The 26,838-nt window shown below is 64.3% G+C and carries 30 protein-coding genes; 18 read left to right on the plus strand and 12 right to left on the minus strand.

Annotation, left to right across the window (positions count from 1 at the left end):
• Window positions 1-404: 404 nt before the first annotated feature.
• The 3 genes from NUW50_RS15990 to NUW50_RS16000 form a co-directional block, all read right to left on the minus strand.
• Window positions 405-1,508: a tyrosine-type recombinase/integrase gene (locus NUW50_RS15990; RefSeq protein ID WP_258290163.1), complete on the minus strand. Its 1,104-nt coding sequence runs from the start codon at window positions 1,506-1,508 to the stop codon at window positions 405-407.
• A 146-nt stretch (window positions 1,509-1,654) separates the two neighbouring features.
• Window positions 1,655-1,888, minus strand: a complete 234-nt coding sequence (locus NUW50_RS15995; RefSeq protein WP_258290164.1) for a hypothetical protein — start codon at window positions 1,886-1,888, stop codon at window positions 1,655-1,657.
• Window positions 1,889-1,911: 23 nt separating this feature from the next.
• Window positions 1,912-2,193 (minus strand): hypothetical protein, encoded by a 282-nt coding sequence (locus tag NUW50_RS16000; protein ID WP_258290165.1) that lies wholly within the window; start codon window positions 2,191-2,193, stop codon window positions 1,912-1,914.
• Between the two features lie 335 nt (window positions 2,194-2,528).
• On the opposite strand from NUW50_RS16000, the gene NUW50_RS16005 reads away from it, so the two are divergent.
• The 3 genes from NUW50_RS16005 to NUW50_RS16015 all read left to right on the plus strand — a co-directional run bounded on the left by NUW50_RS16005 (window position 2,529) and on the right by NUW50_RS16015 (window position 4,500).
• On the plus strand, window positions 2,529-2,720 hold the full coding sequence (locus tag NUW50_RS16005; protein WP_258290166.1) for a hypothetical protein: 192 nt from the start codon (window positions 2,529-2,531) through the stop codon (window positions 2,718-2,720).
• Window positions 2,721-3,162: 442 nt separating this feature from the next.
• On the plus strand, window positions 3,163-3,402 hold the full coding sequence (locus tag NUW50_RS16010) for a helix-turn-helix transcriptional regulator (protein ID WP_258290167.1): 240 nt from the start codon (window positions 3,163-3,165) through the stop codon (window positions 3,400-3,402).
• A 21-nt stretch (window positions 3,403-3,423) separates the two neighbouring features.
• Complete coding sequence (locus NUW50_RS16015) at window positions 3,424-4,500, plus strand: tyrosine-type recombinase/integrase (RefSeq protein ID WP_258290168.1); 1,077 nt, start codon at window positions 3,424-3,426, stop codon at window positions 4,498-4,500.
• A gap of 39 nt (window positions 4,501-4,539) precedes the next feature.
• On the opposite strand, the gene NUW50_RS16020 is transcribed toward NUW50_RS16015, so the two are convergent.
• Window positions 4,540-4,905 (minus strand): phosphoglycerate kinase, encoded by a 366-nt coding sequence (locus NUW50_RS16020; RefSeq protein ID WP_258290169.1) that lies wholly within the window; start codon window positions 4,903-4,905, stop codon window positions 4,540-4,542.
• Window positions 4,906-5,253: 348 nt separating this feature from the next.
• On the opposite strand from NUW50_RS16020, the gene NUW50_RS21400 reads away from it, so the two are divergent.
• From NUW50_RS21400 to NUW50_RS16065, 8 genes are all read left to right on the plus strand, one after another.
• The gene (locus tag NUW50_RS21400) at window positions 5,254-5,790 is read left to right on the plus strand and encodes an FAD-dependent monooxygenase (RefSeq protein ID WP_275982185.1); all 537 of its coding nucleotides are present in this window, start codon (window positions 5,254-5,256) and stop codon (window positions 5,788-5,790) included.
• Window positions 5,791-5,870: 80 nt separating this feature from the next.
• Window positions 5,871-6,470, plus strand: coding sequence for a LysE/ArgO family amino acid transporter (locus NUW50_RS16035; protein WP_258290170.1), 600 nt, complete (start codon window positions 5,871-5,873; stop codon window positions 6,468-6,470).
• Window positions 6,471-6,519: 49 nt separating this feature from the next.
• Window positions 6,520-7,437, plus strand: coding sequence for a DMT family transporter (locus NUW50_RS16040; protein WP_258290171.1), 918 nt, complete (start codon window positions 6,520-6,522; stop codon window positions 7,435-7,437).
• 84 nt (window positions 7,438-7,521) lie between these two features.
• Window positions 7,522-8,460: an ABC transporter ATP-binding protein gene (locus NUW50_RS16045; protein ID WP_258290172.1), complete on the plus strand. Its 939-nt coding sequence runs from the start codon at window positions 7,522-7,524 to the stop codon at window positions 8,458-8,460.
• Window positions 8,457-9,218: an ABC transporter permease gene (locus tag NUW50_RS16050; RefSeq protein WP_258290173.1), complete on the plus strand. Its 762-nt coding sequence runs from the start codon at window positions 8,457-8,459 to the stop codon at window positions 9,216-9,218. Before NUW50_RS16045 ends, NUW50_RS16050 begins: the two co-directional genes overlap by 4 nt.
• 60 nt (window positions 9,219-9,278) lie before the next feature.
• Window positions 9,279-10,214 carry a LysR family transcriptional regulator gene (locus NUW50_RS16055; protein ID WP_258290174.1) on the plus strand — a complete coding sequence of 312 codons (936 nt, stop codon included), beginning with the start codon at window positions 9,279-9,281 and terminating at the stop codon, window positions 10,212-10,214.
• A 129-nt stretch (window positions 10,215-10,343) separates the two neighbouring features.
• A complete protein-coding gene (locus NUW50_RS16060; protein WP_258290175.1) occupies window positions 10,344-11,171 on the plus strand; it encodes a DUF481 domain-containing protein in 828 nt (275 codons plus the stop codon).
• A 164-nt stretch (window positions 11,172-11,335) separates the two neighbouring features.
• Window positions 11,336-12,427 carry a DUF1036 domain-containing protein gene (locus NUW50_RS16065; protein WP_258290176.1) on the plus strand — a complete coding sequence of 364 codons (1,092 nt, stop codon included), beginning with the start codon at window positions 11,336-11,338 and terminating at the stop codon, window positions 12,425-12,427.
• 72 nt (window positions 12,428-12,499) lie between these two features.
• On the opposite strand, the gene choV is transcribed toward NUW50_RS16065, so the two are convergent.
• From choV to choX, 3 genes are all read right to left on the minus strand, one after another.
• Window positions 12,500-13,528, minus strand: coding sequence for a choline ABC transporter ATP-binding protein (gene choV, locus NUW50_RS16070; RefSeq protein ID WP_258290177.1), 1,029 nt, complete (start codon window positions 13,526-13,528; stop codon window positions 12,500-12,502).
• Entirely contained in the window at window positions 13,525-14,463 is a 939-nt protein-coding gene (gene choW / locus NUW50_RS16075) for a choline ABC transporter permease subunit (protein WP_258290178.1), read from the minus strand. Before choW ends, choV begins: the two co-directional genes overlap by 4 nt.
• A gap of 66 nt (window positions 14,464-14,529) precedes the next feature.
• A complete protein-coding gene (gene choX, locus NUW50_RS16080) occupies window positions 14,530-15,456 on the minus strand; it encodes a choline ABC transporter substrate-binding protein (RefSeq protein WP_258290179.1) in 927 nt (308 codons plus the stop codon).
• A gap of 78 nt (window positions 15,457-15,534) precedes the next feature.
• Here choX and betI point away from each other — a divergent pair, with 78 nt between their 5' ends.
• The 7 genes from betI to NUW50_RS16115 all read left to right on the plus strand — a co-directional run bounded on the left by betI (window position 15,535) and on the right by NUW50_RS16115 (window position 23,054).
• Window positions 15,535-16,116 (plus strand): choline-binding transcriptional repressor BetI, encoded by a 582-nt coding sequence (gene betI, locus NUW50_RS16085; RefSeq protein ID WP_258290180.1) that lies wholly within the window; start codon window positions 15,535-15,537, stop codon window positions 16,114-16,116.
• Entirely contained in the window at window positions 16,113-17,609 is a 1,497-nt protein-coding gene (betC, locus tag NUW50_RS16090; RefSeq protein ID WP_258290181.1) for a choline-sulfatase, read from the plus strand. The genes betI and betC overlap by 4 nt, the downstream gene beginning before the upstream one ends.
• Window positions 17,610-17,694: 85 nt before the next feature.
• Window positions 17,695-19,152, plus strand: coding sequence for a betaine-aldehyde dehydrogenase (betB, locus tag NUW50_RS16095; protein ID WP_258290183.1), 1,458 nt, complete (start codon window positions 17,695-17,697; stop codon window positions 19,150-19,152).
• Window positions 19,153-19,179: 27 nt separating this feature from the next.
• Window positions 19,180-19,818: a glutathione S-transferase family protein gene (locus NUW50_RS16100; protein WP_258290184.1), complete on the plus strand. Its 639-nt coding sequence runs from the start codon at window positions 19,180-19,182 to the stop codon at window positions 19,816-19,818.
• Window positions 19,815-21,497 carry a choline dehydrogenase gene (gene betA, locus NUW50_RS16105; RefSeq protein WP_258290185.1) on the plus strand — a complete coding sequence of 561 codons (1,683 nt, stop codon included), beginning with the start codon at window positions 19,815-19,817 and terminating at the stop codon, window positions 21,495-21,497. Before NUW50_RS16100 ends, betA begins: the two co-directional genes overlap by 4 nt.
• A 76-nt stretch (window positions 21,498-21,573) precedes the next feature.
• Entirely contained in the window at window positions 21,574-22,191 is a 618-nt protein-coding gene (locus tag NUW50_RS16110) for an SOS response-associated peptidase (RefSeq protein WP_258290186.1), read from the plus strand.
• Window positions 22,192-22,355: 164 nt separating this feature from the next.
• Window positions 22,356-23,054, plus strand: a complete 699-nt coding sequence (locus tag NUW50_RS16115) for an FkbM family methyltransferase (RefSeq protein WP_258290187.1) — start codon at window positions 22,356-22,358, stop codon at window positions 23,052-23,054.
• Window positions 23,055-23,089: 35 nt separating this feature from the next.
• On the opposite strand, the gene NUW50_RS16120 is transcribed toward NUW50_RS16115, so the two are convergent.
• The 5 genes from NUW50_RS16120 to ettA form a co-directional block, all read right to left on the minus strand.
• On the minus strand, window positions 23,090-23,656 hold the full coding sequence (locus NUW50_RS16120; RefSeq protein ID WP_443135112.1) for a L,D-transpeptidase: 567 nt from the start codon (window positions 23,654-23,656) through the stop codon (window positions 23,090-23,092).
• A 173-nt stretch (window positions 23,657-23,829) separates the two neighbouring features.
• A complete protein-coding gene (locus NUW50_RS16125) occupies window positions 23,830-24,063 on the minus strand; it encodes a YdcH family protein (protein ID WP_258290188.1) in 234 nt (77 codons plus the stop codon).
• Between the two features lie 110 nt (window positions 24,064-24,173).
• A complete protein-coding gene (locus NUW50_RS16130) occupies window positions 24,174-24,380 on the minus strand; it encodes a cold-shock protein (RefSeq protein WP_258290189.1) in 207 nt (68 codons plus the stop codon).
• A gap of 270 nt (window positions 24,381-24,650) precedes the next feature.
• Window positions 24,651-25,022, minus strand: coding sequence for an eCIS core domain-containing protein (locus tag NUW50_RS16135; RefSeq protein WP_258290190.1), 372 nt, complete (start codon window positions 25,020-25,022; stop codon window positions 24,651-24,653).
• An 89-nt stretch (window positions 25,023-25,111) separates the two neighbouring features.
• Complete coding sequence (ettA, locus tag NUW50_RS16140; protein WP_258290191.1) at window positions 25,112-26,767, minus strand: energy-dependent translational throttle protein EttA; 1,656 nt, start codon at window positions 26,765-26,767, stop codon at window positions 25,112-25,114.
• Window positions 26,768-26,838 lie beyond the last annotated feature (71 nt).

The following is a 26,838-nucleotide window of genomic DNA, read 5'->3' on the forward strand; positions in this document are numbered from 1 at the left end:
CAGCTCGATATTCAATCCTATCCAGGAACGGTTGCCGACGGGATGGAAGACACTGTTCGATGTCATCGATTACGAGCGCCGAAGCATGCACACTTACGAGCATGACAAAACGGTTGAACGTGCTGTTCGCGATATTGCGGCGCTATACTGCCCGACTGATCCATAATAGCCGCGCCACAGGATTTGCCACAAAATTGCCACAGGGAATTTCAAAACGAAAAAGACGAGGGCGGATTTCTGCGGATTACAGCGGACCAGTAATTTGTGGCAAAATCGGCATTCTTGGTCAATTTCTTTCCAGAATAATCCGATAAGTCATTGATTTTGTTATGGCGCGCCCTGCAGGATTCGAACCTGCGGCCTTTGGCTCCGGAAGCTGCGGAGAAAACGTTGCTGAGAGAGGGTTAGCGGCCATCTGCCACAGAATTGCCACATGGATTTTGGGAAAGAGTTCCTAAAAGATTGAACTTGCTCTTATCCCTTCGATCTTTCTGATCGATCAGGTGGCCATAGACGTTCAACGTCGTTGTTACGTCTTCATGTCCCATTAGATACTGAATCCGCTTTAAGTTCAAGTTTTGTTCTATCAGCATCGATGCGAAGAAATGCCGCAGATCGTAAGGTTTGAACTTCGGCTTTTGCACTATCCTCCCATCGACGGTCTCTTCCACGACGAGCCCAGCTTCAATGCAAGCTGTATAGAACCCGCGCTTGCGCCAATGATCCGGCGTCAGCCATCTTCCTGACTTCGTCGGGAAGGCAAGATCATACTTTCCATCGACTGCGATGTGATCAGCGTAGTGCCGAACCATATCGAAGACATCCGGCGTCAGATCGATGAACCGCCTACCGGCGGGCGTCTTTGTCACCGAGATACGCGCTTCGCCGCGTTCCAAGGCCCGGTCTACCAATACACCGCCATCTGTGATGTTGCCGCGCGCAAGCGCGACATATTCCTGCGGGCGCATCCCGCTGTCTGCTGCAAGGTAAAGGATGGGCCGATAGCGTTCCCATGTTCTCGCAGTCTGTCGGTTAGAAGAGTTTGCAAGACGGTCAGCGGCAGCGAGCAACGCAGAAATATCGCTTGCGCTCGGGAGCTCAATCGGCTTGTCGTAACGAGAGTCGGACCGGACACTGACGCCGCTGGCAACATTGCTTGCTATATGGCCCCTCAACGCCATTTCCTTCACGACGGAATGGAAGGACGACATCACTTTCTTGGCTTGATCTCGTGTATAATCTCGCAAAAGCCAGGACCGAAACTTGACGACATCTGGCGTCTGCAGTTCGTGCAGGTCTTTCTCCCAATCATAAGCCTTCATGATATCGGCACGGTAGCAATAGATTTTGTGAGTGTATGGCGTTACCGGATCGCGGCCATCGCGACCTTCCTTGAAGCAAATCTCTAGCCATCGATCGATTGCCTGCGGGACTGTCTTGATGGATGTATCGACCGGTGCGTTAGGGCGCATTCCCAACGTTTCACTAAACGCCCGCGCTTCCTTCATCGTTCGGAACGTCTTGTAAGCGTATCCTGTCTTAGCTGCGCTATTTGGGTATCTGACTTGGTACGTCGTGCCCTTTTTACCTGTCCTTTTTCTTATATCTGACATTACTCGTTACAATTGTTGTTCTTGAAAAGTTCTCCACGCTATCAAATCTTGGAATTATTTTCAGCATCTATTTGCGCTTCACGATAAATTCGCACAAGCGTCCCTTTTTCGATCTTTAGTCGCCCGTCTATCGGATCGACAAAGAATGGCAGTTTCCGCTTGCCATTGGGATCAGGGTCAGCAGCCCGCTTGATCTGGCGCTCGGATAGTTCGATGCCCATCTCGGCCAAAAGTGTTCTTACTTGATCTATACGCAGATAGCATGGCGGCTCCATAATGCCCTCCTTTCTGCATCGCCCTACGGCTCGTAGTCCCAACAGGACGGCCGAAAATGACGTGTATGCATACGGTAGATGGGCTTGCCGTCACCAAGATTGCGCACAGAGTGCGGATCACCGAACTCATCGGTGACTTGAACACGTAGCAGCGGTGCCGTAATGAACTTGACGTTGTGCACGTCCTCCAGAACATGGAGATCGGTTAGGATTGCTTGCCGGAACTCGTCCAGCGATATTGTGCCCAATCGGGAGTAATCCACCGTCAGATACGGTGATGGCTTGCCCGGATATTTTCTCGTCATTAAAAGCCCTAAAAAAATCATCTAAATATTCTTTAAGCTTGGCAGTCCGTCCTTAGCATTTCGTTAAATTTATCTTGCATTTTATCTATGCTGCGATCGCGAAATCGGCTCTCCAAGCCATCTTCCGACAACCTTTCATGATCTGAAACAGTCACTTCGCATCTGGGCTACCTGCGCCGATGGTCTGCGCTGATCTCTTTTCTGTATAGCGTCCCGCTTGTCTACCTCCGCTCGACCTGCCGTCCACGGGAACCTTCTTCCTGCCGATGATGATGTGGGGGAACGGCGAAAGGTCCCGGTGGTCGGGGTCAACTACGACAGACAAGGAGATTACCATGTCAAAGATATTTACAGCCGCAGCCCTGGACGGACGCAGCATCCCAGAACTTCGCGCGTTGTTCCGCAAGGCTCACGAAGAGATGGTTGCAAGCGAAGCCGGAAGCGTGGATCGCCGCAACGCAATCGCCAGCATCGAGAATATCGGCCGCGCCATCGCCCAACGCTCGGCGAACACGCCCACAATCTAAGGCTCATCCCTCACCCGATCTTGGGTGAGGGATTTTGTTGCTCCGTCACCGAATCTCGAATATGTTCTTGTAATGTTCTCTTCTGGCGATATAGATAAGGTAGCTTATTTTGGGCATTGGGCTGATGGCACTTCCCATCAGCGGCTCATCCGCGATGCTGTATCGATCCTCAGCGATGCAGTCTTACGTTGCGCGAATGAGGACGCGCGCAGTGAAGAAGTCAGCCAAGCGCTGCGCTTTCTGGAAAGGCACATGACCCGGCCGGAACACTGCACGCGATTCAGACAGAACCTCGAAATCCGCGATCCAGTCTTGCGCGCTATGGTAGCACGCGAAACTCTTACAGCGCTCATCAGAACACTCTCACCAAACTGACGAGGCTTACCTTGTCCAGCTTGTGTCCGCGCGCCAAGGCAGGTCTTGCTCCATATTCCGGGGCAAGATGGTCAAGTACAAAAACATACTCCCCTATTCTCTTGCGCCGCGCGGCCTCTCCCGTGTGGAGGCCGCCGCGTATGTCGGCGTATCACCCTCGCTCTTTGACATTCTGGTTTACGATGGCCGGATGCCGCCACCAAAGCGGATCAACAGCCGAACGGTTTGGGACAGGATAAGGCTTGACCAGGCCTTCGAGCTGATTCCTGATGGAGAGACCGTTCAAGACAACCCATGGGATGATTGATGCAATAGAGGGCATAGAGCGATGCCGACATTCATAATGAGAGATGGCACAGGAAGTTTTCGCCTGAAACACGTGGTCGAAGACACCGACCGCCATGGCAATGTGCGCGTTTACCTGCGCAAGCCCGGTCAGCCGAAGGTAAGGCTTAAGAGCCAGCCCGGCACGCAGGAGTTTCTGGATGAGTATCGCAGAGCTCTGCACGACGCGCCGGACAAGCTCCAAGCGCCTGCGCTCGACCGGCGTGGCAACAAGGGCACGTTCAAATGGCTCTGCGAGCAATACTTCGCTTCTGCTGAATTCAAGCGCCTGGCACCGCGCACGCAATATGTCCGCCGCCGCATTCTCGATGGAGTCTGTGAGAAGAACGGCCAGAACCCTTACGCGCTGCTTGAAGCGCGTCATGTGCGCAAGATGCGCGATGACAGGGCAGACACTCCGGAAGCGGCCAACGGCGTCGTCAAAGCCCTGCGGCAAATCTTTAACTTCGCGGTCGAGTACGAGTTCGCCGATCGCAATCCCGCACGAGACGTACCTTATATCCGCTCGGCGAGCGATGGCTTTCACTCCTGGACGATGGAAGAAGTTGCGCAGTTCGAGCAACATCATGCGCTTGGCTCGAAGGCACGGTTAGCGCTTGCGCTTCTGCTCTACACCGGACAGCGCCGCTCAGACGTTGTGCGGCTCGGCCCCCAGCACATCAAGGATGGCTGGCTGACGCTAACGCAGCAAAAGAACCGTAGCCGAAAACCAGTTACGCTATCTATCCCCGTCCTGCCGGAGCTGGACGGCGTGATCGACGCAACACCGACAGGCAACCTTGCTTTTCTGGTGACGGCGTTCGGCAAGCCTTTCACTTCGAACGGGTTCGGCAACTGGTTTCGCAAACAGTGCGACGCAGCGGGTCTTAAGCACTGCTCGGCACATGGTCTCCGCAAGGCCGGTGCGGCGCTTGCGGCAGAGAACGGCGCGACTGAGCGTCAGCTCATGGCAATCTTCGGCTGGAGCACGATGAAAGAAGCCTCGCGCTATACCCGCGCTGCCCGCCAGAAGGTGCTAGCAGCATCCGGCATGAAGCACCTCTCGCGCGACCAAGGCTGAAACCTGCCGAAGCGGCTTTCGACCGCTTCGGCGGGATCACTACCACCACGAGTCATAGAAGACTGTGTAGCCGTTCTTGACCCTCTCGCGTGCCTTCGCGATGAAGGCCAGATCGTCTTCGGTCTCCGTGCCATCGGAGGCACCAAAGAAGAACCCGCACGTAGGCGGTAGGCCAGCCTCTTTGATATCGGCTTCCAGGCGATTGAGATCGGCCTCGGTCAGTACCACGCAGACGCAGTTAAAGCTGTCAGCACTGCCGCCTTTGTCGAAGTAGAGCTGTTCCATCCAGCCGTGAAGGTTCGGATGCTTGCGCCAGTAGTGCAGTTCGGTGGGCCGCTCTGGCTTGAAATCCACCTCGCCGTCGAACTGCTCGTCAGTCACCATTGCATACATATCAAGTCCCATTGTCTTTTCCTTTCTCTCTTAGGTTGGCGTCCTTGTTGGACGCGCCCCGGAAAGACGGCGGGAAAAGCGGGGGCTTCATGTTCAACACGGTCCGCTTTGGCGGATGGTGCGGGCCGGACATTGAAGGCCACGCGACCGCTGGCAAGGTCGCGGACGATCACCTCAAGGGCGATCACCAAGAGAGTGAAGGGCGATGGCAGCGATGATCAGGAGGATGGCTGACGGCCAAGTCGAGGGTCTCTTCGAGCACAGAGCGCGAACAAAAAAGTCCCACTTTTGCCTATGCCGGGGGACGGTGGGACAAAATCGGCTCTTAAGAAGCTGATTTCATTAAATCTAGGGTAGTGAATGGTGCCCGGGGGCGGTGTCGAGGCGATCCGGTCGCGCGGGCTGGCGGGCTTTCGCGCCGAGGTCGGGGATGTCACCGGGCTGGGCTTCGAGAGGGCCCGCGAGATTGCCGACTGGGACGCGGTGAAGGTGCTGGACGTGCGGGTGGACCGGCTGCGGCGCTGGTGGCGGCCGGGTTTCCTGGCGATCGGCGATGCCGCCCATGCGATGAGCCCGATCGGCGGCGTCGGGGTCAACCTGGCGGTGCAAGATGCGGTGGCGGCTGCAAATATCCTTCATGCCCCGCTTCGGGCCGGGGCGGTGGGCATCCGCGATCTGGAACGGGTGCAGGCCCGCCGCGAGGCGCCGGTGCGGGCGCTGCAATGGGTGCAGGTCCAGGCCCAGAACCGTGTCCTGCAGCCGGTGATGGAGGGCGCGGCAAGGGGTGCGCCGCTGCCGTTCCGGCTGCTGGCCCGCTTCCCCTGGCTGCAGCGGTTTCCGGCCCGGGCGATCGGGTTGGGGCTTCGTCTGGAAGTCCTTTCCGAGGCGATGCGCTGAAACACCGGACTTGCAACTTTTGCGTGTCCCTTACAAAAGGGTTGCCGGGGGCTGTCGTTGCGTAAGCGGGGAGGTTGGTTTTGACAGCAGTGTTCGCCGGGTTCGCGTTGGGTTTCAGTCTGATCCTGGCGATTGGGGCGCAAAACGCCTTTGTGCTGAGACAGGGATTGCGGGACGAGCATGTGCTGGCCATCTGCCTGACCTGCGCATTGTCCGACGCCATCCTGATCACCCTGGGGGTCGGAGGAATGGGTGCCGTGGTCAAGGCGGCGCCGGGCCTGGAGCATATCCTGCGCCTGGGCGGTGCGGGCTTTCTTCTGGTCTATGGCGCCATGCGATTCTATGCAGCCTGGAAGGGCGGCGAGGTTCTGGCCCCCGGCAATGGCGGCAAGGTCAGCCTGGGGGCGGCGCTTTCGACCTGCCTGTTGCTGACCTGGGCCAATCCGCATGTCTATCTGGATACGGTGGTTCTGCTGGGGTCCGTCTCGACCCATTGGCCGGGGCGGACGGTGGAATTCGGGCTCGGGGCGGCGGCGTCCTCGGTCGTGTTCTTCTTCGGGCTGGGCTATGGTGCGGCGCTGCTGCGGCCGCTGTTCGCCCGCGCCGGGGCCTGGCGAATCCTCGAGATCGTCGTCGGACTCACCATGTGGACGATCGCCGCCAAGCTCTTGCACGGCTGATCCGGCGGCACGGCTTGCGCTTGCCCCGGCAATCGGGTCAGGTCGCGCCATGAATTCCGGACCCTCTTCCGTTCCCGCGGCCAGACCGCTGGGCGGCATCCTCTGGATGCTGCTGTCGGGGCTGTTCTTCACCGCCGTGACGGTGATCGTGAAACATGTGGCGCAGAGCCTGCCCTCGCCGCAGGTGGTCTTCATGCGCTATGCGATCGGGCTGGTCTTCGTGCTGCCGGCGTTGCCGGCCATGGCGCGGGCCGGGGTCGGGCAGGGGCTGGGTCTGCGCTTTGTCGGGCGCGGTGCGCTGCATGCCCTGGGGGTGCTGCTCTGGTTCTACGCGATGGCACATATCACCATCGGCGAGGTCACCGCGATGGGCTACATGCAGCCGGTCTACATCACCATCGGGGCGGTGCTGTTCCTGGGCGAGACGATCGCCACCCGGCGAATCGCGGCGATCGGCTTTGCGATCCTGGGGGCGCTGCTGGTGCTGCGCCCGGGGTTCCGCGAGCTGCAGCCCGGGCATCTGGCGATGCTGGCGGTCACACCGCTGTTCGCCGCGTCCTATCTGATGGCCAAGACCCTGGCCGAGCGGACCTCGGCGGCGGCGACGCTGGGCTGGATGTCGGTGATCGTGGCGGTGCTGCTGGCCCCGGTCGCCGCCTGGGTCTGGCAGCCGATGACCTGGGTCGAGTTCGGCTGGCTCTGCGGCACCGCCGCGCTGGCCACGGCGGGGCATTACGCGATGCTGCTGGCCTTCCGGGCGGCGCCGATCACCGTCACCCAGCCGGTGACCTTCCTGCAACTGGTCTGGTCGGTCACTTTCGGGGCGCTGCTGTTCAACGAGCCGGTCGATCTCTGGGTGGTGCTGGGCGGCACGGTGATCCTCGGCTCGGTGGTGTTCATCGCCTGGCGCGAGGCGCGGCTGCGGCGCGGGCAGGCGCGGGCGGCCGCGGCGGCTTCGGCGCCCTGAACGGGCGGTGACGGGAACAGCGCTCTTGTTTCCGTTGCCGGCGATTGCTAGATGAGCCGTCCGGTCTTCGGGAGGGCCGTCTCCATGGCGCCGATCATCCGCATTCAAGACCTGGGCAAGACCTATGGCTCGGGCACCGTCGCGCTGAACGGCGTGACGCTGGACATCGAAGAGGGCGAGATCCTGGCACTGCTGGGCCCGAACGGGGCCGGCAAGACGACGCTGATCTCGACGATCTGCGGGCTGATCGAGCCGACGCGGGGCAGTGTCACGGTGGGCGGGTTCGACATCCGCAGCCAGTATCGGCAGGCGCGCAGCCTGATCGGGCTGGTGCCGCAGGAGGTGCTGATCGAGCCCTTCGAGAAGGTCGGCGCCAATGTCGCCTATACCCGCGGGCTCTACGGCAAGCCGCCGGACCCGGCCCATATCGAGAAGGTCCTGCGGTCGCTGGCGCTGTGGGACAAGGTCAATGCCCGGACCCTGGAACTGTCGGGGGGCATGAAGCGCCGGGTGCTGATCGCCAAGGCGCTGAGCCACGGGCCGAAGATCCTGTTTCTCGACGAACCCTCGGCGGGGGTGGACGTCAACCTGCGGCGCGAGATGTGGGCGCTGGTGCGCGAGCTGCGCGAGGAGGGCACGACGATCGTGCTGACGACGCATTACATCGAAGAGGCCGAGGAGATGGCCGACCGGGTCGGCATCGTCAACAAGGGCCGGCTGCTGCTGGTCGAGGACAAGGTCAAGCTGATGCAGAGCTTCGGCCGCAAGGTGCTGACCATCGAACTGACCGAGGACATGGCCGAACTGCCCGAGGGGCTGGCGCGGGACGGGCTGCGGCTCGAATCCGGCAAGCTGGTCTATGAATATGACACCCATGCCGAACGTTCGGGCGTGGCGCGGCTGATCTCGGACATATCGGCGGCCGGGCTGGCGGTCCGCGACCTGTCCACCGAGCAATCGACGCTGGAGGAGGTCTTCCTGGACCTCGTCGAAGGCGACAAGGCCCGGGAGGCGACGACATGAACTGGCTGGCGGTCAAATCCATCTACCGGCGCGAGATGATGCGGACCTTCCGCACCCTGTTCCAGTCGGTGCTGTCGCCGGTGGTCTCGACCACGCTCTATTTCGTGGTCTTCGGCAGCGCCATCGGCAGCCGAATCGAGAGTGTCGAGGGCATCCCCTATGGCGCCTTCATCGTGCCGGGGCTGATGATGCTGACCCTGTTGCAGCAATCGGTCTCGAACGGATCGGGCGGCATCTACATGCCGAAATGGGTCGGCACGATCTTCGAACTGCTGGCGGCGCCGATTTCCTGGGTGGAGATCACCCTGGGCTTTGTCGGGGCGGCGGCGACCAAGGCGGTGATGATCGCCACGATCATCCTGATCACCTCGTTCTTCTTCGTGGACATGCGGATCGCGCATCCGTTCTGGATGGTGGGCTTCATGGTGCTGACCTCGGTCAGCTTCGCGTTGCTGGGATTTGTCATCGGCATATGGGCAAAGAATTTCGAGCAGCTGCAACTGATGCCGCTGCTGGTCATCACGCCGCTGACCTTCCTGGGCGGGGCCTTCTATTCCGCCTCGATGCTGCCGCCGTTCTGGGAGGCGGTGACACGGGTGAACCCGGTGCTCTACCTGATCTCGGGCTTCCGCTGGGCCTTCTTCGACATCGCGGATGTGCCGGTCGGCGCCTCGCTGATCGCGGTGGCGGTGTTCCTGGGGATCGGGCTGGTGACGGTCTGGACGATCTTCCGGACCGGCTGGCGCATCCGGCAATAGCGCCATCGCCGCCCGGCACCGCGATTTACAGACCCCCTGTGGTTCATCTATGCCCCGGGGATGGATCTCAAGCTTGTCCGCACATTTCTGGAAGTGTCCCGCACAGGGTCCTTCGTCGCGGCCGCCGATCGACTGTTCCTGACCCAATCGGCGGTCTCGCTGCGTATCCGCCGGCTTGAGGACGATCTGGGCCAGCCGCTGTTTCACCGCTCGAAGGCCGGGGCCGAGTTGACCCACGCGGGGCGCGAGTTCGAGCACTACGCGCTGAGCCTGCTCAACGTCTGGGAGGCGGCGCGCCAGCAGGTCGCCCTGCCCGAGGGCTTCACCAAGAGCCTCAGCATCGGCGGGCAGTATTCGCTCTGGCCGCGGCTGGGTTTCCGGTTGGTCGACGGGCTGCGCGAGGCGATGCCTAATCTGAACATCCGCACCGAGCTTGGCCTGCCCGAGCGTCTGACCCGGTTGCTGGGTGAAGGCGTGGTGCAGATGGCGCTGATCTATACGCCGCATCTGCGGCCCGGGCTGGTGGCGCATCCGGTGATGCAGGAGGAACTGGTCCTGGTCGCCGCCTGGCCCGATCCGACGCTTGACGTGGCGGGGCGCTATGTCTTTGTCGACTGGGGGCCGGAGTTCCTGCGATTTCATTCGCAGGTGCTGCCCGACCTGACCAATCCCGGCCTGACCTTCAGGCTGGGCGCGATGGCCGTGGATTACATCGTCCGCCGCAACTATGCCGCCTATCTGCCGGCCCGCTACGTCAAGCGCCACATCGACGCGGGCCAGTTGCATCTGGTGCCCGAGGCGCCGCGTTTTCCCTACCCGGTCTGGTCGGTCTGGCGTGACGACCTGGAGCCGGATGTTGCCGAAATCACGCAGTTCGAGCTGAACCGCGTGGTGGCGACCCTGGAAGACGAGACCCAGGAGGTTCTCGACCGGCTGGACGACCTGAGCAATGGCAATGGCTTAGCAGGCGCCGGACCGGACCCGGATTTGACATGAGAATTACTCGTTTCATTTATTGTTAAAATTAATTTTTCTATTCATTCTGCGTTTCCTATCTGTCCTTTCAACAGGCCTTCATTCGACCCGATGGCGGGTTGAGGTCTCTGTTTGCGAAAGGGCAATCCCATGAATAATATTGCTAAAATGGCATCCGTTTCGGCCCTGGCCCTGATCACGGCCGCGCCGGTTCACGCGCAGGCCGTGCTGGTGGGCACCGACGCGCTTGACGAGCGCATCGACGACATCCAGTCGGACGTCGAGGAGGAACTGGCGAAGGGCGAGGACGACGCCCGCTTTGGCGGCAACCAATATGCGCAGGGCTGGTCGGGGGGGCTGTCGCTAGGCTTCGCGGCGACCTCGGGCAACACCGATACCGCCGATCTGTCGCTGGGCGGGCGCTTCCGCTATGGTGCCGGCCCGTGGAACCACACCTTCGGTTTCGCGGTGGAGTTCGCCGACGACAACGGCGTGCGCAACAAGGAAGAGGCCTTTGTCGTCTATGACGCCAACCGCTACTTCAGCGACAGCTTCTATGTCTTCGGCATCGGCTCGGTCCATTACGACGCCTTTGCGACCAATGAATACGACGCCTTCCTGGGCTTTGGTCCCGGCTACCGCGTGGTGAACACCGAAACCGTCGCCTGGCGCATCCAGGCCGGCCCGGGCGTGCGCTACACTCAGAACCAGCTGGGCGCCGACGCGACCGAGTTCGCCGGCATGGCCTCGTCGCGGCTCTACTACAAGCTGACCGAGATGATGTTCCTGACCAATGACACCGACGTTCTGGCCTCAAAGGGCAGCACGGTGGTGACCAACGACTTCGGCGTCAACTTCAAGATGACCGACATGCTGTCGACCCGGCTGGGCTATCGGACCGAGTATGACTCGGACCCGCTGCCGGGGTTCAAGAACACCGACAACACCCTGGGGGCCTCGCTGGTTTACGGCTTCTAGGAAACGACCTTCTGATCAAAGGGTGCGATATGGAAGAGGGGCGGGGAAACCTGCCCCTCTTGTCGTCGCGAGGGGCGGTGCCGCGCCCGCAAGACCGGATAGTCAGGCGCCGCGCAAGCGGCTAGTCTTCGGCCACGAACCGGGACGAACGAAGGCAGGCGGCAATGCGATACGGAAGACTGGCGGCGGCGATACTGGCGGCGGGGCTGTTTCTGGCGGGGGCGGCACGGGCCGAACTGACGATCTGCAACCAGACCGAGGCGCCGATGCGGGTCGCGATCGGGTCGCTGGAAGGCAGCGCTTATGTCTCGCGCGGCTGGATCGAGCCGAGCCCGGGGAACTGCGGCGACCCGAGCTATCCCGAGTTCAACGGATACATCTATTTCCACGTCGACGATCCGGGCTTCGTCGGTGACGGCTATGGCTTCTGTGTCGACGAGTCGTGGTTCTATATCGAGGGTGACGAGGACTGCGAGGCGCGGGGCTATCGGCTGGCCAATTTCAAGGCGGTGGAACTGACGCCGGGGCAGAGCAAGCTGACGCTGAACATCGGCGCCGGCGGCGTGGTGGTTCCGCCACCCGATCTGCCGGTGATCGACCTGAGCCACCCCTTCACCCCGCCCGGGAAACCGCAGGGCCCGGTGCCGCCCGCGCCGGCGGGGGGCGACCAGCGCTATGTCAGCGGACTGGCCGAGGGTGCCAACGGGCCGGTGTTCCAGCTCGACGGGGTGTTCCAGGGCTGCGAGACCGCGGACGGCCGGGCCTATTGCGCCTTTCACGCCGAGGGCTGGAAGTTCTTTGCCTATCAGGGCGGGCCGACGCCGGACGCCTTCCTGGTGCAGATCGAGAACATTCCGATGGGCACGCCGGTCACGGTCGCGGGCGATGTCGTTTCCGAGGGCGACATCTTCGCCGAGGTGGCGCTGCGCGAGGTGGTGGCCCATGCCGAGGACCCGTTCGGGGACTTGCGGGCGGCGATCCAGGGCGACTGGATGTCGAGCGACGATCCGCTGTACCGGATGACGGTCTACGGTTCGGAGGCGTTCGAGTTCTACGACGGCGAGCAGATCGGGGTGCGGTTCCTGCGGATCGAGGCCGAGTGCGACGGCTCGGCCGGGGCCGGGCCGGTGCTGCTGACCACCGAGCTGGAGCAGTTCGAGACCCAGTGCTTCCTGTTCCAGGACGGGCTGCCGGACCGGATGATCCTGGCGCTGGCCGGGCAGGGCGGTTTCGTCAGCTTCGAACGGCCCCGCTAGGGCGCGGGATGGCGATCGGGGCGGCGCCGCAGCCGGGGCCTCCGGCGGGCGTATTGCGACCCGAAGGCGGGATCAGCCGCGCGGATCGAGCAGCCGGGCGAGGACGGTTTCGCGGGTGATCTGGCCGATCAGCCGGTCGCCTTCCATCACCCCGACCGGGCGGCCGATCTGGTTGACCGTCTCCATCACCTCGCGGATGTCGGTATCGGGGCCGACGCTGTGGCTGGGGGTGCCGACGGCCGGCTCGCAGACATCGCGGGCGCAGAGCACGCCGAGCGGGTTCATGTGGGCGACGAAATCGGCCACGTAATCGCTGGCCGGATTCGAGAATATCTCGCGCGGGGTGCCGCACTGGACGATCCGGCCGCCTTCGAGGATCGCGATCCGGTTGCCGATCTTGAAAGCCTCGTCGAGATCGTGGCTGACGAAGATGATCGTGCGTTTCAGCTTCTGTTGCAGGTCGAGCAACTCGTCCTGCAACCTTGTGCGGATCAGCGGGTCGAGGGCCGAGAAGGGCTCGTCCATCAGCAGAATCGGCGCATCGGTGACGAAGGCGCGGGCCAGGCCGACCCGCTGCTGCATGCCGCCGGAGAGATCGCCGACCTTGCGCTCGGCCCAGTCCGAGAGGCCGACGAGGGCCAGCTGTTCATCGACCTTGGCCTCGCGCTCGGCCACCGGCATGCCGCCGAGTTCCAGCCCCAGGCCGACATTTTCCCGCACCGTGCGCCAGGGCAGCAGGCCGAACTGCTGGAACACCATGGCGACGCCGCCGAGCCGGATCCGGCGCAGGGTGCGGGCATCGGCATGGGTGACATCGCACATCTCGCCGGTCTCTTCGTCATGCACCAGCACGGTGCCGCGGATCACCGGGTTCAGCCCGTTGACGGCGCGCAGCAGGGTGGACTTGCCCGAGCCGGAAAGGCCCATCAGCACCAGTATCTCGCCCTGTTCGACGGTCAGGGAGCAGTCGTGGACGCCCAGCACCTGGCCGGTGGCCGCCTGGATTTCGGCCCGGTCCTGACCGGCATCCATCAGCTCCAATGCGCTGTCGGGGCGGTCGCCGAAGACGATGGACACATTGTCGAATATGACGGCGCTCATTTCCGGGTCACCCGCAGCATACGGTCCAGCACGATGGCAAGGACGACGATGACGAAGCCGCTTTCAAAGCCAAGGGCGGTGTTCACCGAGTTCAGGGCCCGGACCACCGGCACCCCCAGCCCGTCGGCGCCGACCAGCGCCGCGATCACCACCATCGAGAGCGACAGCATGATGGTCTGGTTGAGCCCGGCCATGATCTGCGGCAGGGCGAAGGGCAGTTCGACTTTCCAGAGCGTCTGCCGCCGCGTGGCGCCGAATGCCTCGGCCGCTTCCAGCAGCGGCGTCGGGGTGGTCGAGATGCCCAGATGGGTCAGCCGGATCGGCGCCGGCAGGACGAAGATCACCGTGGCGATCAGCCCCGGCACCATGCCGATGCCGAAGAAGACGATGGCCGGGATCAGGTAGACGAAGGTCGGCAGGGTCTGCATCAGGTCGAGCACCGGGCGCATCCAGTCATAGAGCCGGGGCCGGTGCGCCGCCGCGATGCCGATCGGCACCCCGACCGCCATGCAGACCACGCAGGAGGACAGCACCAGGGTCAGGCTTTCGGTGGTTTCCTCCCAATAGTCCTGATTGACGATGAAGAGGAAGCCGAGCCCCACCAGCAGGCAGGTCTTCCAGCTGCGTTGCAGCGCCCAGGTCAGGGCGACGAAGGCGAGGATGACGAGGAAGGGATGCACCGCTTCGGGGTAGATCGGGGCATAGCCGGGATAGATCGGCGGGGCGTCGGTCAGCGCGTCGCGGACCCGCAGCGGGAAATACCAGTCGGGCGGCGACTGCAGCACCGTCAGGATCAGTGCGATCATCCCTTCCAGCACGTTCGACAGCCAGTCGAAGACCCATTCGCCATGTGTCTTCAGCCAGTCGAAGCCGATTCTGGCGGTTCGTCCGACGGGGATCTTGGGGATATCGAGCAGCGGGATGAGGCCGAGCATTCGGGGCCTTGCGTTTGGCTGAGGGGACAGGGAAAGGCCGCCCCGTTTCGGGGGCGGCCAATCGGACTACATCAGCGATTTCTCGACCGCCGCGACGGCGTCGCCGCCGTCCCTGGTGGTCACGCCCTCAAGCCAGGGCTTCCAGGTGTCGGGATGGGCGGCCAGCCAGGTCTTGGCGGCATCGGCGGGGTCCATCCCGTCGTCGAGGATCATGCCCATGATCTCGTTTTCCATCTGCAGCGAGAACACCAGGTTTTCCAGCAGCTTGCCGGTATTGGGGCATTCATCGACATAGCCGGCGCGGGTGTTGGTCATCACCGTCGCGCCGCCCAGGTTGGGGCCGAAGTAGTCGTCGCCGCCGGTCAGGTAGGTCAGGTCGAAATTGGCGTTCATCGGATGCGGTTCCCAACCGAGGAAGACCACCGGCTCGCCCTTGCTGTCGGCGCGCTCGACCTGGGCCAGCATGCCCTGTTCCGAGCTTTCCTTGACCGAGAAGCCCTTCAGCCCGAAGGCGTCGGAGTCGATCATGTCGATGATCAGCCGGTTGCCGTCATTGCCTGGCTCGATCCCGTAGATCGTGTCGTCCAGTTCGTCGCCGTGCTTGGCGATGTCGGCGAAATCCTTGATGCCCAGGTCGGCGCCGGCCTTGTTGGTGGCCAGGGTGTATTTCGCGCCTTCCAGGTTGGCGCGGACCGTATCGACGGTTCCGGCCTCGCGATAGGGAGCGATGTCGGCCTCCATCGTCGGCATCCAGTTGCCGAGGAAGACGTCGATGTCGCCGCCGGCCATCGAGGTATAGGTGACGGGCACCGAGAGCACCTTGATGTCGGTCTCGTAGCCCAGGGCGTCGAGAATGGCGGTGGTGGCCGCGGTGGTGGCGGTGATGTCGGTCCAGCCGACATCCGAGAAGGTGATCTTGTCGCAGCCTTCGGCCAGTGCCGGACCCGCCGCGGCCAGAATTGCCAGCGCCGAAAGCGTGGTTCTGATCGTCATTGATGTTCTCCCTGTTTTGTTGATTGACGAGTCAATCAAGGACCTCATACACCGGAGACATAGCAGAAAGGAAGCCGCATGCCCAAGCTCGGGATGGAGCCTATCCGACGCGAAGCCCTGGTGAAAGCCACGATTGCCGAGGTCGGGCGCACCGGATCGCTGGATGTGACGGTGAGCCAGATCGCCCGGACGGCTGGAATGTCCTCGGCGCTGGCGCATCACTATTTCGGTGCCAAGGAACAGATTTTCGACGCCGCGATGCGCCATATCCTGGCGCTCTACGCGGCCGAGGTGAAGGCGGCGCTGGCCGGAGCCGAGACACCGCGGGCGCGGGTCGAGGCGATCGTCCGGGCCTCCTTCGCGCCGCCGAACTTTCAGGCCGAGGTCGTGTCGGCCTGGCTGAGCTTCTATGTCCGGGCGCAGATGCCGGGCGAGGCACGGCGGCTGCTCAGGGTCTATCAGCGGCGGCTGCGGTCGAATCTGCTGTTCGGGCTGCGGCCGCTGGTCGGGGCCGGGGCGCCGGCGGTGGCCGACACGCTGGCGGCGTTGATCGACGGGCTTTATATCCGCGCCGCTCTGGGCGAGGGCACGCCGGACGGCGCCGCCGCCGTGGACTGTGCGCTCGGGGTTCTGGACCGACTGCTGGGGGAGCGGAGATGAACATTCTGATCCTGATGGTCGATCAGCTGACCGGCACGCTGTTCCCGGACGGCCCGGCCGATTGGCTGCACCTGCCGAACCTGAAGCGGCTGGCCGAACGTTCGACCCGGTTTGCCAATGCCTATTGCGCCTCGCCGCTCTGCGCGCCGTCGCGGGGGGCGTTCATGTCGGGGCAACTGCCCTCGACCACCGGCATCTATGACAACGCGGCCGAGTTCCGCAGCGACGTGCCGACCTTTGCGCATCATCTGCGGCGCCGGGGCTATCAGACCTGCATGTCGGGCAAGATGCATTTCGTCGGGCCGGACCAGCTGCACGGGCTGGAAAGCCGGCTGACGACCGATATCTACCCGGCCGATTTCGGCTGGACCCCCGATTACCGCAAGCCGGGCGAGCGGATCGACTGGTGGTATCACAACATGGGTTCGGTGACCGGGGCCGGGGTGGCCGAGATCACCAACCAGATGGAATATGACGACGAGGTCGCCTTTCTGGCCTGCCAGAAGCTCTATGACCTGGCGCGCGGGCATGACGAACGGCCCTGGTGCCTGATGGCGAGCTTCACCCATCCGCACGACCCCTATGTGGCGCGGAGGAAATACTGGGACCTCTACGAGGATTGCGAGCATCTGATGCCGCGGGTTCCGGCACTGCCCTACGAGGCGCAGGACCCGCATTCCCGGCGCATCTTCGATGCCAACGACTGGCGAAATTACGAGCTGACCGACGAGATGATCGCCCGGGCGCGGCGCGCCTATTTCGCCAATCTCTCCTATCTCGACGACAAGGTGGGCGAGATATTGCAGGTGCTGGAGGACACGCGGCAGGAGGCCGCGATCCTGTTCACCTCGGACCATGGCGACATGCTGGGCGAGCGCGGGCTGTGGTACAAGATGAGCTTCTACGAAGGGTCTTCGCGGGTGCCGCTGATGCTCTCGGCGCCGGGGCTGGAGCCGGGGCTGGTCGAGACGCCGGTCTCTTTGCTGGATGTCTGCCCGACATTGGCCGAGCTGGCCGGGGCCGACATGTCCGAGGTGCTGCCCTGGGCGGATGGCGAGAGCCTGCTGCCGCTGGCCCGGGGGGCGGACCGCAAGACGCCGGTGATGATGGAATATGCCGCCGAAGCCTCGATCACACCGCTGATCTGCCTGCGCGAGGGCCGGTGGAAATACACCGCCTGCCGGGCCGACCCGGAGCAGCTCTTCGATCTGGAGGCCGACCCGGACGAGCGCCGCGATCTGGCCGCCGATCCCGGACATGTCCCGGTCCTGAACCATTTCCGCGAGCTGGCCGAACGCTGGGACCTGGACCGGTTCGACGCCGATGTGCGGGCCAGTCAGGCGCGTCGCCTGGTGGTCTATGACGCGCTGCGCAACGGCCGCTACTATCCCTGGGACTACCAGCCGCTGCGCGACGCCTCCGAGCGCTACATGCGCAACCACATGGACCTGAACGTGCTGGAAACGGCGCAACGTTTTCCGCGGGGAGAATGACCGTGCCCGGCCTTCCCGTCCTGCAACCCCTGCCGCCGAGGGCGCCATGCCGCGCAACCGGCGCTTCCCGCAAAGGACCTGTCTGATGCTTCGTGCCCAACCGACCGCCAGCCACCATATCGCCGGGGCCTATATCGACGATTCCGAAGGCGCGCCGATGGCCTGTCTCTATCCGGCGACCGGCGACAAGGTGGCCGAACTGCATGAGGCGACCCCGGCCCTGATCGAACGGGCGCTGGCCGCCGCGCAGGCGGCGCAGCCGGAATGGGCCGCGACGGCGCCCGCCGAACGGGGCCGGATCCTGGCCCGCGCCGCGGCGATCATGCGCGAGCGGAACCACGACCTGTCGGTGCTCGAGACGCTGGATACCGGCAAGCCGTTGCAGGAAACGCTGGTTGCCGATGCCGCCAGCGGCGCCGATGCGCTGGAGTATTTCGGCGGCCTGGCGGCGGGGCTGCAGGGCCAGATGCTGCGGCTGGCCGGGGGGGATTTCTGCTATGCCGAGCGGGTGCCGCTGGGGGTCTGCGTCGGCATCGGGGCCTGGAACTACCCGACCCAGATCGCCTGCTGGAAGGCGGCGCCCTGCCTGGCGGCGGGCAATGCGATGGTGTTCAAGCCGTCGGAAGTGACCCCGCTGGGGGCGTTGACGCTGGCCGAGATCCTGACCGAGGCGGGGCTGCCGCCGGGAGTCTTCAACGTGGTGCAGGGCGCCGGCGCGGTGGGCGCGGCGCTGGTGAACGACGCCCGGACCGCCAAGGTCTCGCTGACCGGGTCGGTCGCCACCGGGCACAAGGTCTATGCCGCCGCCGCTGCCGGCATGAAGCAGGCGACGATGGAACTGGGCGGCAAGTCGCCGCTGGTGGTCTTTGCCGATGCCGACCTTGAGGACGCCGTCTCGGGCGCGATCCTGGGGAATTTCTATTCCTCCGGGCAAATCTGCTCGAACGGCACGCGGGTCTTTGTCGAGCGGCCGCTGCGCGGCGCTTTCGTGGCGCGGATGGTCGAGCGGCTGGCGGGCGTGGTGATGGGCGATCCGCTGGACGAGGCGACGAATTTCGGGCCGCTGGTCAGCGAGCGGCAGCTGGAGAGCGTGATGGGCTTCATCCGCAAGGGCGAGGCCGAGGGCGCCACCCTGGCCTGTGGCGGGCATCGCGCCAACCGGCCGGGCTGGTTCGTCGAGCCGACGGTCTTCACCGATGTCACCGACGAGATGACCATCGCGCGCGAGGAGATTTTCGGGCCGGTGCTTTCGGTGCTGGATTTCGACAGCGAGGAAGAGGTGATCGCGCGGGCGAACGCCACGCCCTATGGCCTGGCGGCGGGGGTCTTTACCGCCGACCTGGCGCGGGGGCATCGGGTGATCGGCCGTATCCAGGCCGGCACCGGCTGGATCAACACCTACAACCTGACCCCGGCGGGGATGCCCTTCGGCGGCATGAAACTGTCCGGCTTCGGACGCGAGAACGCGGCGGTGGCGCTGGAGAGCTACACCCAGCTCAAGTCCACCTATGTCGCCACCGGCCCGGTCGAGGCGCCGTTCTAGGCGGGGCGGGCAGATGGGAGAGAAATCATGCTGACGATCTACGGGCGCGCCAATTCCTCGAATGTGCAGCTGGTGATGTGGGCGGTCGCCGAGCTGGGGCTGACCTGGCAGCGGCTGGACTATGGCCATGGCCATGCATCGACGCGGACTCCGGAGTTCCTGGCGATGAACCCGATGGGGCAGGTTCCGGTCCTGAAGGACGGTCAGGCGGCGATCTTCGAGAGCGCGGCGATCCTGCGCTATCTGGGGGCGGCCTATGGCGACGACGATTTCTGGCCTGCCGATCCGCTGGTCCGGGCCCGGCTCGACCAATGGGCGGAATGGGGCAAGCACTGTTTCGGGGCTGCGGTCACGGCGCTGTTCTATCCGCTGGTGCGGTTGCCGCCGGAAGCCGCCGCGCCCGATGCCGTCGCCAGAGCCGAGGCGGCCATCGCGCCGCTGGCGCGGATGCTGGACGCACGGCTGGGCGAGGGGCCCTGGCTGGCGGGCGATGCCTTTTCCTTTGCCGACATCGCGGTCGGGCATCTTCTGCACCGCTATTTCACCCTGCCCTTCAACCGGGTCGAGACCCCGGCGCTGGACGCCTATTACGCCAATCTGCAAACCCGGCCCGCCTATGCCGAACATGCGATGGTCAGCTATGAAGCCCTGCGGGGGATCGGATGAGCCAGATAAGGACCCCCGTCGCGGATTACGTCATCGTCGGTTCCGGATCGGCCGGCTCGGCCATGGCCTATCGGCTGGTCGAGGCCGGCTGCTCGGTGCTGGTCATCGAGGCCGGCGGCAGCGATATCGGCCCCTTCATCCAGATGCCCGGGGCGCTGTCCTATCCGATGAACATGCGGCGCTATGACTGGGGCTATACCTCGGAGCCCGAGCCGCATCTGAACAACCGCCGCATCGCGGTGCCGCGGGGCCGGGTGATCGGCGGTTCGTCCTCGATCAACGGCATGGTCTTCGTGCGCGGCCATGCCCGCGACTTCGACACCTGGGCCGAGATGGGGGCGGAGGGCTGGGCCTATGCCGACGTGCTGCCCTATTTCAAGCGGATGGAGACCTGGCACGGCGAGAACGGGCATGGCGAGAACGACCGGCCCAGCCCCTATCGCGGCAGTTCGGGGCCGATGCACATCACCCGCGGTCCGCGCTGGAACCCGCTCTTCGCCGCCTTTGTCGAGGCCGGGCGGCAGGCGGGCTATCCGGTGACCGAGGATTACAACGGCGCCGCGCAGGAAGGATTCGGCGCCATGGAGGCGACGATCTGGAAGGGCCGGCGCTGGTCCACCGCGAATGCCTATCTGCGTCCGGCGCTGAAGAACCCGAAGTGCAGGCTGATGCGGGCCCAGGCGCGGAGGGTTGTCTTCGAAGGCAAGCGCGCCGTCGGGGTCGAGGTCGAGCGGCGCGGCAGGACCGAGGTGATCCGTGCCGGGCGCGAGGTGATCCTGGCGGCCTCCTCGATCAACTCGCCCAAGCTGCTGATGCTGTCGGGGATCGGCCCGGCGCAGCATCTGGCGGAGATGGGCCTGCCGGTGCTGGCCGATCGGCCCGGGGTGGGTTCGAACCTCCAGGACCATCTGGAGGTCTATGTCCAATATGCCTCGACCCGGCCGGTGACGCTGTATCGTTACTGGAACCTGTTCTCCAAGGCGATGATCGGGGCCCGCTGGCTGCTGACCGGCGGCGGGATCGGGGCGTCGAACCAGTTCGAGAGCGCCGGGTTCATCCGCTCGGCCGCCGGGATCGAATATCCGGACATCCAGTATCACTTCCTGCCGCTCGCGGTCCGCTACGACGGCAAGGCGGCGGTCAACCGGCACGGCTTCCAGGCCCATGTCGGACCGATGCGGGCCAAGGCGCGGGGCACGGTGCGGCTGCGTTCCGCGGACCCGGCGGCGGCGCCCGAGATCCGCTTCAACGCGATGAGCGAAGAGGATGACTGGCTGACCTTCCGCCGCGCCCTTCGGCTGACCCGCGAGATCTTCGCGCAACCGGCGCTGGCCGAATATGTGGCCGAGGAAATCCAGCCCGGGGGCGGCGACAGCGATGCCGAGCTGGATGCCTTCATCCGCGAACATGCCGAAAGCGCCTATCACCCCTGCGGCACCGCGCGGATGGGGCGGCGCGACGATCCGATGGCGGTGGTCGACAGCGAAGCGCGGGTGATCGGCGTCGAGGGGCTGCGGCTGGCTGACAGTTCGGTGTTCCCGCAGATCACCAACGGCAATCTGAACGGGCCCTCGATCATGGTCGGAGAAAAGACCGCCGACGCGATCCTGGGCCGCCGTCTGCCGCCCGAGAACCTGCCGCCGCAGATGCCCGGCAACTGGCGCGAGGCGCAGCGCTAGGCTCGGCTGGCCGCTGCGACCGGCCGGATCATGACGGGCTGACGCGGCGCGGAAATGGCGGCATGATCGGGCCATCATGCCCGGACGCCTGATCCTGACCACGCCGCTGGAGGCGCTGTGCACCCAGCATGGCGCCGTGACCGACCTGCCGGCGCAGGGGCCGCGGCACAACATCGCGCCGGGGCAGGACATCGTCGTGCTGACCCCGGACCGGCAGCTGGTGGCGATGCGGTGGGGGATCGTGCCGGTGGGCCGGGTCAATGCCCGTGGCCGCCCGGTGATGGAGGTGATCGTCAACGCGCGGTCGGAAACCCTGTTCGAGAAATCGGCCTTTGCCGGAACCGGCCGGGCGGTGGTCCCGGCCGATGGCTGGTACGAATGGACCGGGCAGAAGCGGCGCAAGACGGCCTGGCGGATCGGCGCGGCGGATGGCGCCTGCCTGAGCTTCGCGGCGATCACCGACCGCTGGACCGCCCCCGACGGGCGTGTGCTGTCGCAGGTCGCGGTGGTGACGCAGGCGCCGAACGCCGATGTCGCGCCGGTGCATGACCGGATGGGCGTGCTGCTGGACGGCGGCGGCGTGGCGGCCTGGCTGGACGGCGACGAGGAGCGGGCCCGGACGGTGTTCCGACCCTGGCCGGAGGGGCGGCTGACGGTGGCCGAGGCCGGTGCCGTGGACTGGTCGGCGCCCTGACCGGGCGTGGCAAGGTTGCATCCTCGGGCGGAAATCCTCGGCCCTGGCGGCCCCGGGCATAGGCCCTCCGGGTGGCATGTGGCAGTTTGTCGGAACGCGCCCGGAGAGGCGCGACGAGGCAGATTTCGGTGCCCGGGTGGCACCAGAGCACAGGTAGGACAACCATGAACAAGGCCCTGCGTATGGGGAGTTTCGCAGCCGAATGCCATGGTGTGCGCGTTCCGGATTCGCCATTCCTGCATGATCGGCGGATCGCGCGGATCAATTCGGGAAACTACGAGAGCCAGGAAATCAACGGAGCGCTGCATGTCGTCCGGCCGGGCGACAGGGTTCTGGAACTGGGCGCCGGGCTGGGCATCGTCGGCGCGGTGGTGGCCAGGAACGCCCAGCCGTCCAGGGTGCTGAGCTACGAGGCCAATCCGGCGCTGATACCGCATATCCGCAGGCTTTACCGGCGCAACGGGCTGGATGATGTCATCTCGGTGCGCAACGCGGTGCTGGTCGGGCATGGCGAAGACCGCAAGAGCCTGCCCTTTCATGTCCGCAGCAGCTATCTCGGCTCGTCCCTGATCGACGTCGGACGGCCTGCCGAGACCGTGGAGGTCGCCACCGAACCGCTGATCGAGGTGATGACCGAGCTGTCGCCGGACGTGCTGATCATCGACATCGAGGGTGGCGAGCTGGACATCCTGCGCAGCGCCTACCTGAGCGCGGTGCGGGCCTGCGTGATCGAGTTCCACCCCGAGGTCTACGGCCGCGAGGGGATGGTGGCCTGCAAGACGATCCTGCGCGAGGCCGGGCTGGACCGGATCAGCGATCATTCGACCCGCACGGTCTGGACCTGCGAGCGGCTGGCCGGATAGTTCCGGCCCTGGAGGGGACCGGAGAGGTCCCCCCCTCAGATCACGTTGACGACGGTGCCGATCGGCACCCGCTCATACAGATCCATGACATGCTCGTTGATCATCCGGATGCAGCCGCTCGACACCGAGCGGCCGATCGATTGCGGCTCGATGGTGCCGTGAATCCGGAAATAGGTGTCGCGGCCGTTCTGGAACAGATACATCGCCCGCGCGCCCAGCGGGTTGCCCGGCCCGCCCGGCATCGCATCGGTGTTGTCCTTGTACTTGCCGTAATGGCGCGGGTCGCGTTCGATCATCTCGTCGGTCGGGCGCCATGTCGGCCATTTCTTCTTGACCTGGATGACGGCCTGACCCTGAAAGGCCAGCCCTTCCTTGCCGACGCCGATCCCGTAGCGCATGGCCTGGCCCGGTTCGGTCACGAAATACAGATAGTGCAGCCGGGTCACGATGAATATCTGGCCGGGGGCGAAGCTGGGCTTGATCCGGACCATCTGCGGCAGGAACCGGTCGGGCACCACATAGCCCGGCGTCGCGGCGCGGGCCCGGGGGGCGAGCATCAGGGTCGCGGCCGAGGCGAGTGCAAATCTGCGGCGGGTCAGCATGGGATACTCCGGAACAATCAGGACGGGACGTCCGGGTATCTTGCCCGTCGCGACGCGGAAATCAACGGGGACGGCACCCTTCGGACCCACGAATCTGCGACAGGCCCGGCTGAACCGGGCCTGATGAACGGGGCCTGAACGGGGTTGGCCGGTCTGTTTCCGGCCGCCGGGGGTCAGCCCAGCAGGGCGGCGATCTGGTCCTTCAGGACCATCCGCTCTTTCCGCAGCCGGGTTTCCTCGGCTTCGTCGATGATATCGACACGGGTCTCGGCGCGGTGAATCGTGCGGTTCAGCGTATGATAGTCGTCGGTGAGGCGGCGGAAATGCGGATCGGATTCACGCAGGGCGTGGATCGCATCGGCCTTGCCGGGAAAATCATCCGCGAGTTCGTGGGGGGTGTTCGACATCCTGTCCTCCTGAGTCGAGCGGAGGCTAGAGATTGTCGGAACCGGCGGCCTTGATGTGGGTCAAGCCGGTTGGATGCGGCGCCGGAGAAAGCCCGGCGCCGCGAAGGGTCTTAGAGAACCTTCAGGTTGGTCGCGGCTTCGCGGCCGTCACGGCCGGCTTCGATGTCGAAGGTAACCTTCGCGCCATCTTTCAGCCCGGTCAGACCGGCGCGCTCAACGGCCGAGATATGAACGAACACGTCGCGCTTTCCGCCTTCGGGCTCGATAAAGCCGAAACCTTTGGTGGCGTTGAACCATTTCACGGTGCCATTGGCCATCGTGAGTCTCCTACAGAATGCCATCCGCGGGATGCGATGGCCCGGCTCAGTCAGTTCTTGATCGAAAAACTGTGGCCGATGAAGGAGAACAGAGGTCGATAGAGTAACGTCGCAGAGGGGTGTTTGCCTGATTTGGCGCCGTTTGTCCACTGTTTTCGGTGTAGCGCGGCGGCCCGCCGCCGGTGGGGCGGACCGGCAGGGTGGCGCCGGAACGGCCCGGCGGGGTGACGGATGGGCGGTCCGGCGAACGGCCCAGGGACCCGCCCGGCGCTATTTCGATGTCAGGGCCTTGCCCTTCTGCGCCGGGGGGATCTTGCCGTTGCCCTGCTGGATCACATGGGTCAGCTCATGGGCCAGGAGCTTCTTGTCGCCGGCATCGCCGGTCTTGCCGAAGAAGACGTCGTTGCCCACGGTGAAGGCCTTGGCGCCCAGTTTCTTGCCGACATCGGCGGCATTGCCGCCAGTATGGATCCGGACCTTGGACAGGTTGGTCTTGAAATGCGTCTCGAGCATTTCCTTCACGTCCTTCGGCAGGGCGACGCCACGGGTGCCGGACGGCGCTTCGGGCAGCGGCTTGACCTTGGCCTTCCTGCCCTTCAGCTTCTCGACATCCTTCAGCAGCGGGTTGGGCTTGTCCGGCATCCGATCATCCTCCTCTGAACGGAGGCAGGGTAGCGCGGGATCGGCAAAGCCCAAAGACAATTCGCCCGAATCGGGTCCGACCCGGGCCCTCAGCGCACGAACTTCTTGAACCGCATCCGCTTCGGTTCGACCGCGTCGGCGCCGAGGCGACGCTTCTTGTCTTCCTCGTAATCCTCGAAGTTGCCCTCGAACCATTCGACATGGGCGTCGCCTTCGAAGGCCAGGATATGGGTGCAGATCCGGTCGAGGAAGAAGCGGTCGTGCGAGATCACCACGGCGCAGCCGGCGAAATCCACCAGCGCGTCTTCCAGGGCGCGCAGCGTTTCGACATCCAGATCGTTGGTCGGTTCGTCGAGCAGCAGGACGTTGCCGCCGGCCTTCAGCAGCTTGGCCATGTGGACCCGGTTGCGCTCGCCGCCCGAGAGCAGCCCGACCTTCTTCTGCTGGTCCGAGCCCTTGAAGTTGAAGCTGGAGCAATAGGCGCGGGAATTCACCGTGGCGTCACCGAGCGCGATGATGTCGGTGCCGCCCGAGATTTCCTCCCAGACGGTCTTCGACGCGTCCAGCGAGTCCCGCGACTGGTCGACGAAGGACAGCTGCACCGTGTCGCCATAGGTGATCGTGCCCTCGTCGGGTTCCAGCTGGCCGGTCAGCATCCGGAACAGGGTGGACTTGCCGGCGCCGTTCGGGCCGATCACCCCGACGATGCCGCCCGGCGGCAGCGAGAAGCTCAGGTTCTCGATCAACAGCTTGTCGCCCATGGCCTTTTTCAGGCCCTCGACCTCGATCACCTTGGAGCCGAGCCGCTGGCCGTTCGGGATGACGATCTGGGCATAGCTGATCTTGTCGCGTTCGGACTGGCTGGCAAGGTCGTTGTAGGCCCTGATCCGGGCCTTCTGCTTGGCCTGCCGGGCCTTGGCGCCCTGGCGAATCCATTCCAGCTCGCGTTCCAGCGTCTTGGAGCGGCTCTTGTCCTCGCGCTGTTCCTGTTCCAGCCGCTTGGCCTTCTGTTCCAGCCAGGAGGAATAGTTGCCCTCGTAGGGGATGCCGCGGCCGCGGTCGAGTTCCAGGATCCAGCCGGTGATGTCGTCGAGGAAATAGCGGTCGTGGGTGACGATCAGGATCGTGCCCTTGTAGGCGATCAGGTGGTTCTGCAGCCAGGCGATGGTCTCGGCGTCGAGGTGGTTGGTCGGTTCGTCGAGCAGCAGCATGTCGGGGGCTTCGAGCAGCAGCTTGCAGAGCGCCACCCGGCGTTTCTCGCCGCCCGAGAGACTATCCACCGCCGCGTCGTCGGGCGGGCAACGCAGGGCTTCCAGCGCCACATCGACCTGGGCGTCGAGATCCCAGAGGTTCTGCGCGTCGATCTCGTCCTGGAGCTTGGCCATCTCTTCGGCGGTTTCGTCCGAATAGTTCATCGCCAGCTCGTTGTAGCGGTCGAGGATGGCCTTCTTCTGCGCCACGCCTTCCATCACGTTGCCGCGCACGTCCAGCGCCGGGTCCAGTTCCGGTTCCTGCGGCAGGTAGCCGACCCGGACGCCTTCGGCATGCCATGCCTCGCCGGTGAAGTCCTTGTCGATACCGGCCATGATCCGCAACAGGGTGGACTTGCCCGAGCCGTTGACCCCGACGACCCCGATCTTGACTCCGGGAAGGAAATTCAAGCGGATGTTTTCAAAGCATTTCTTGCCACCGGGGTAGGTCTTGGAGACCTGGTCCATGTGATAGACATACTGATAGGCGGCCATGGGTGAACTCCGGCAATAGGGACAGCAGGTGAGATAGCCGGAAGGGGCGCGGGGTGCAATGTCTGCGGGGC

It is taken from the genome of Frigidibacter sp. ROC022 (assembly GCF_024723735.1).
Classification (GTDB): Bacteria; Pseudomonadota; Alphaproteobacteria; order Rhodobacterales; family Rhodobacteraceae; genus SLM-1.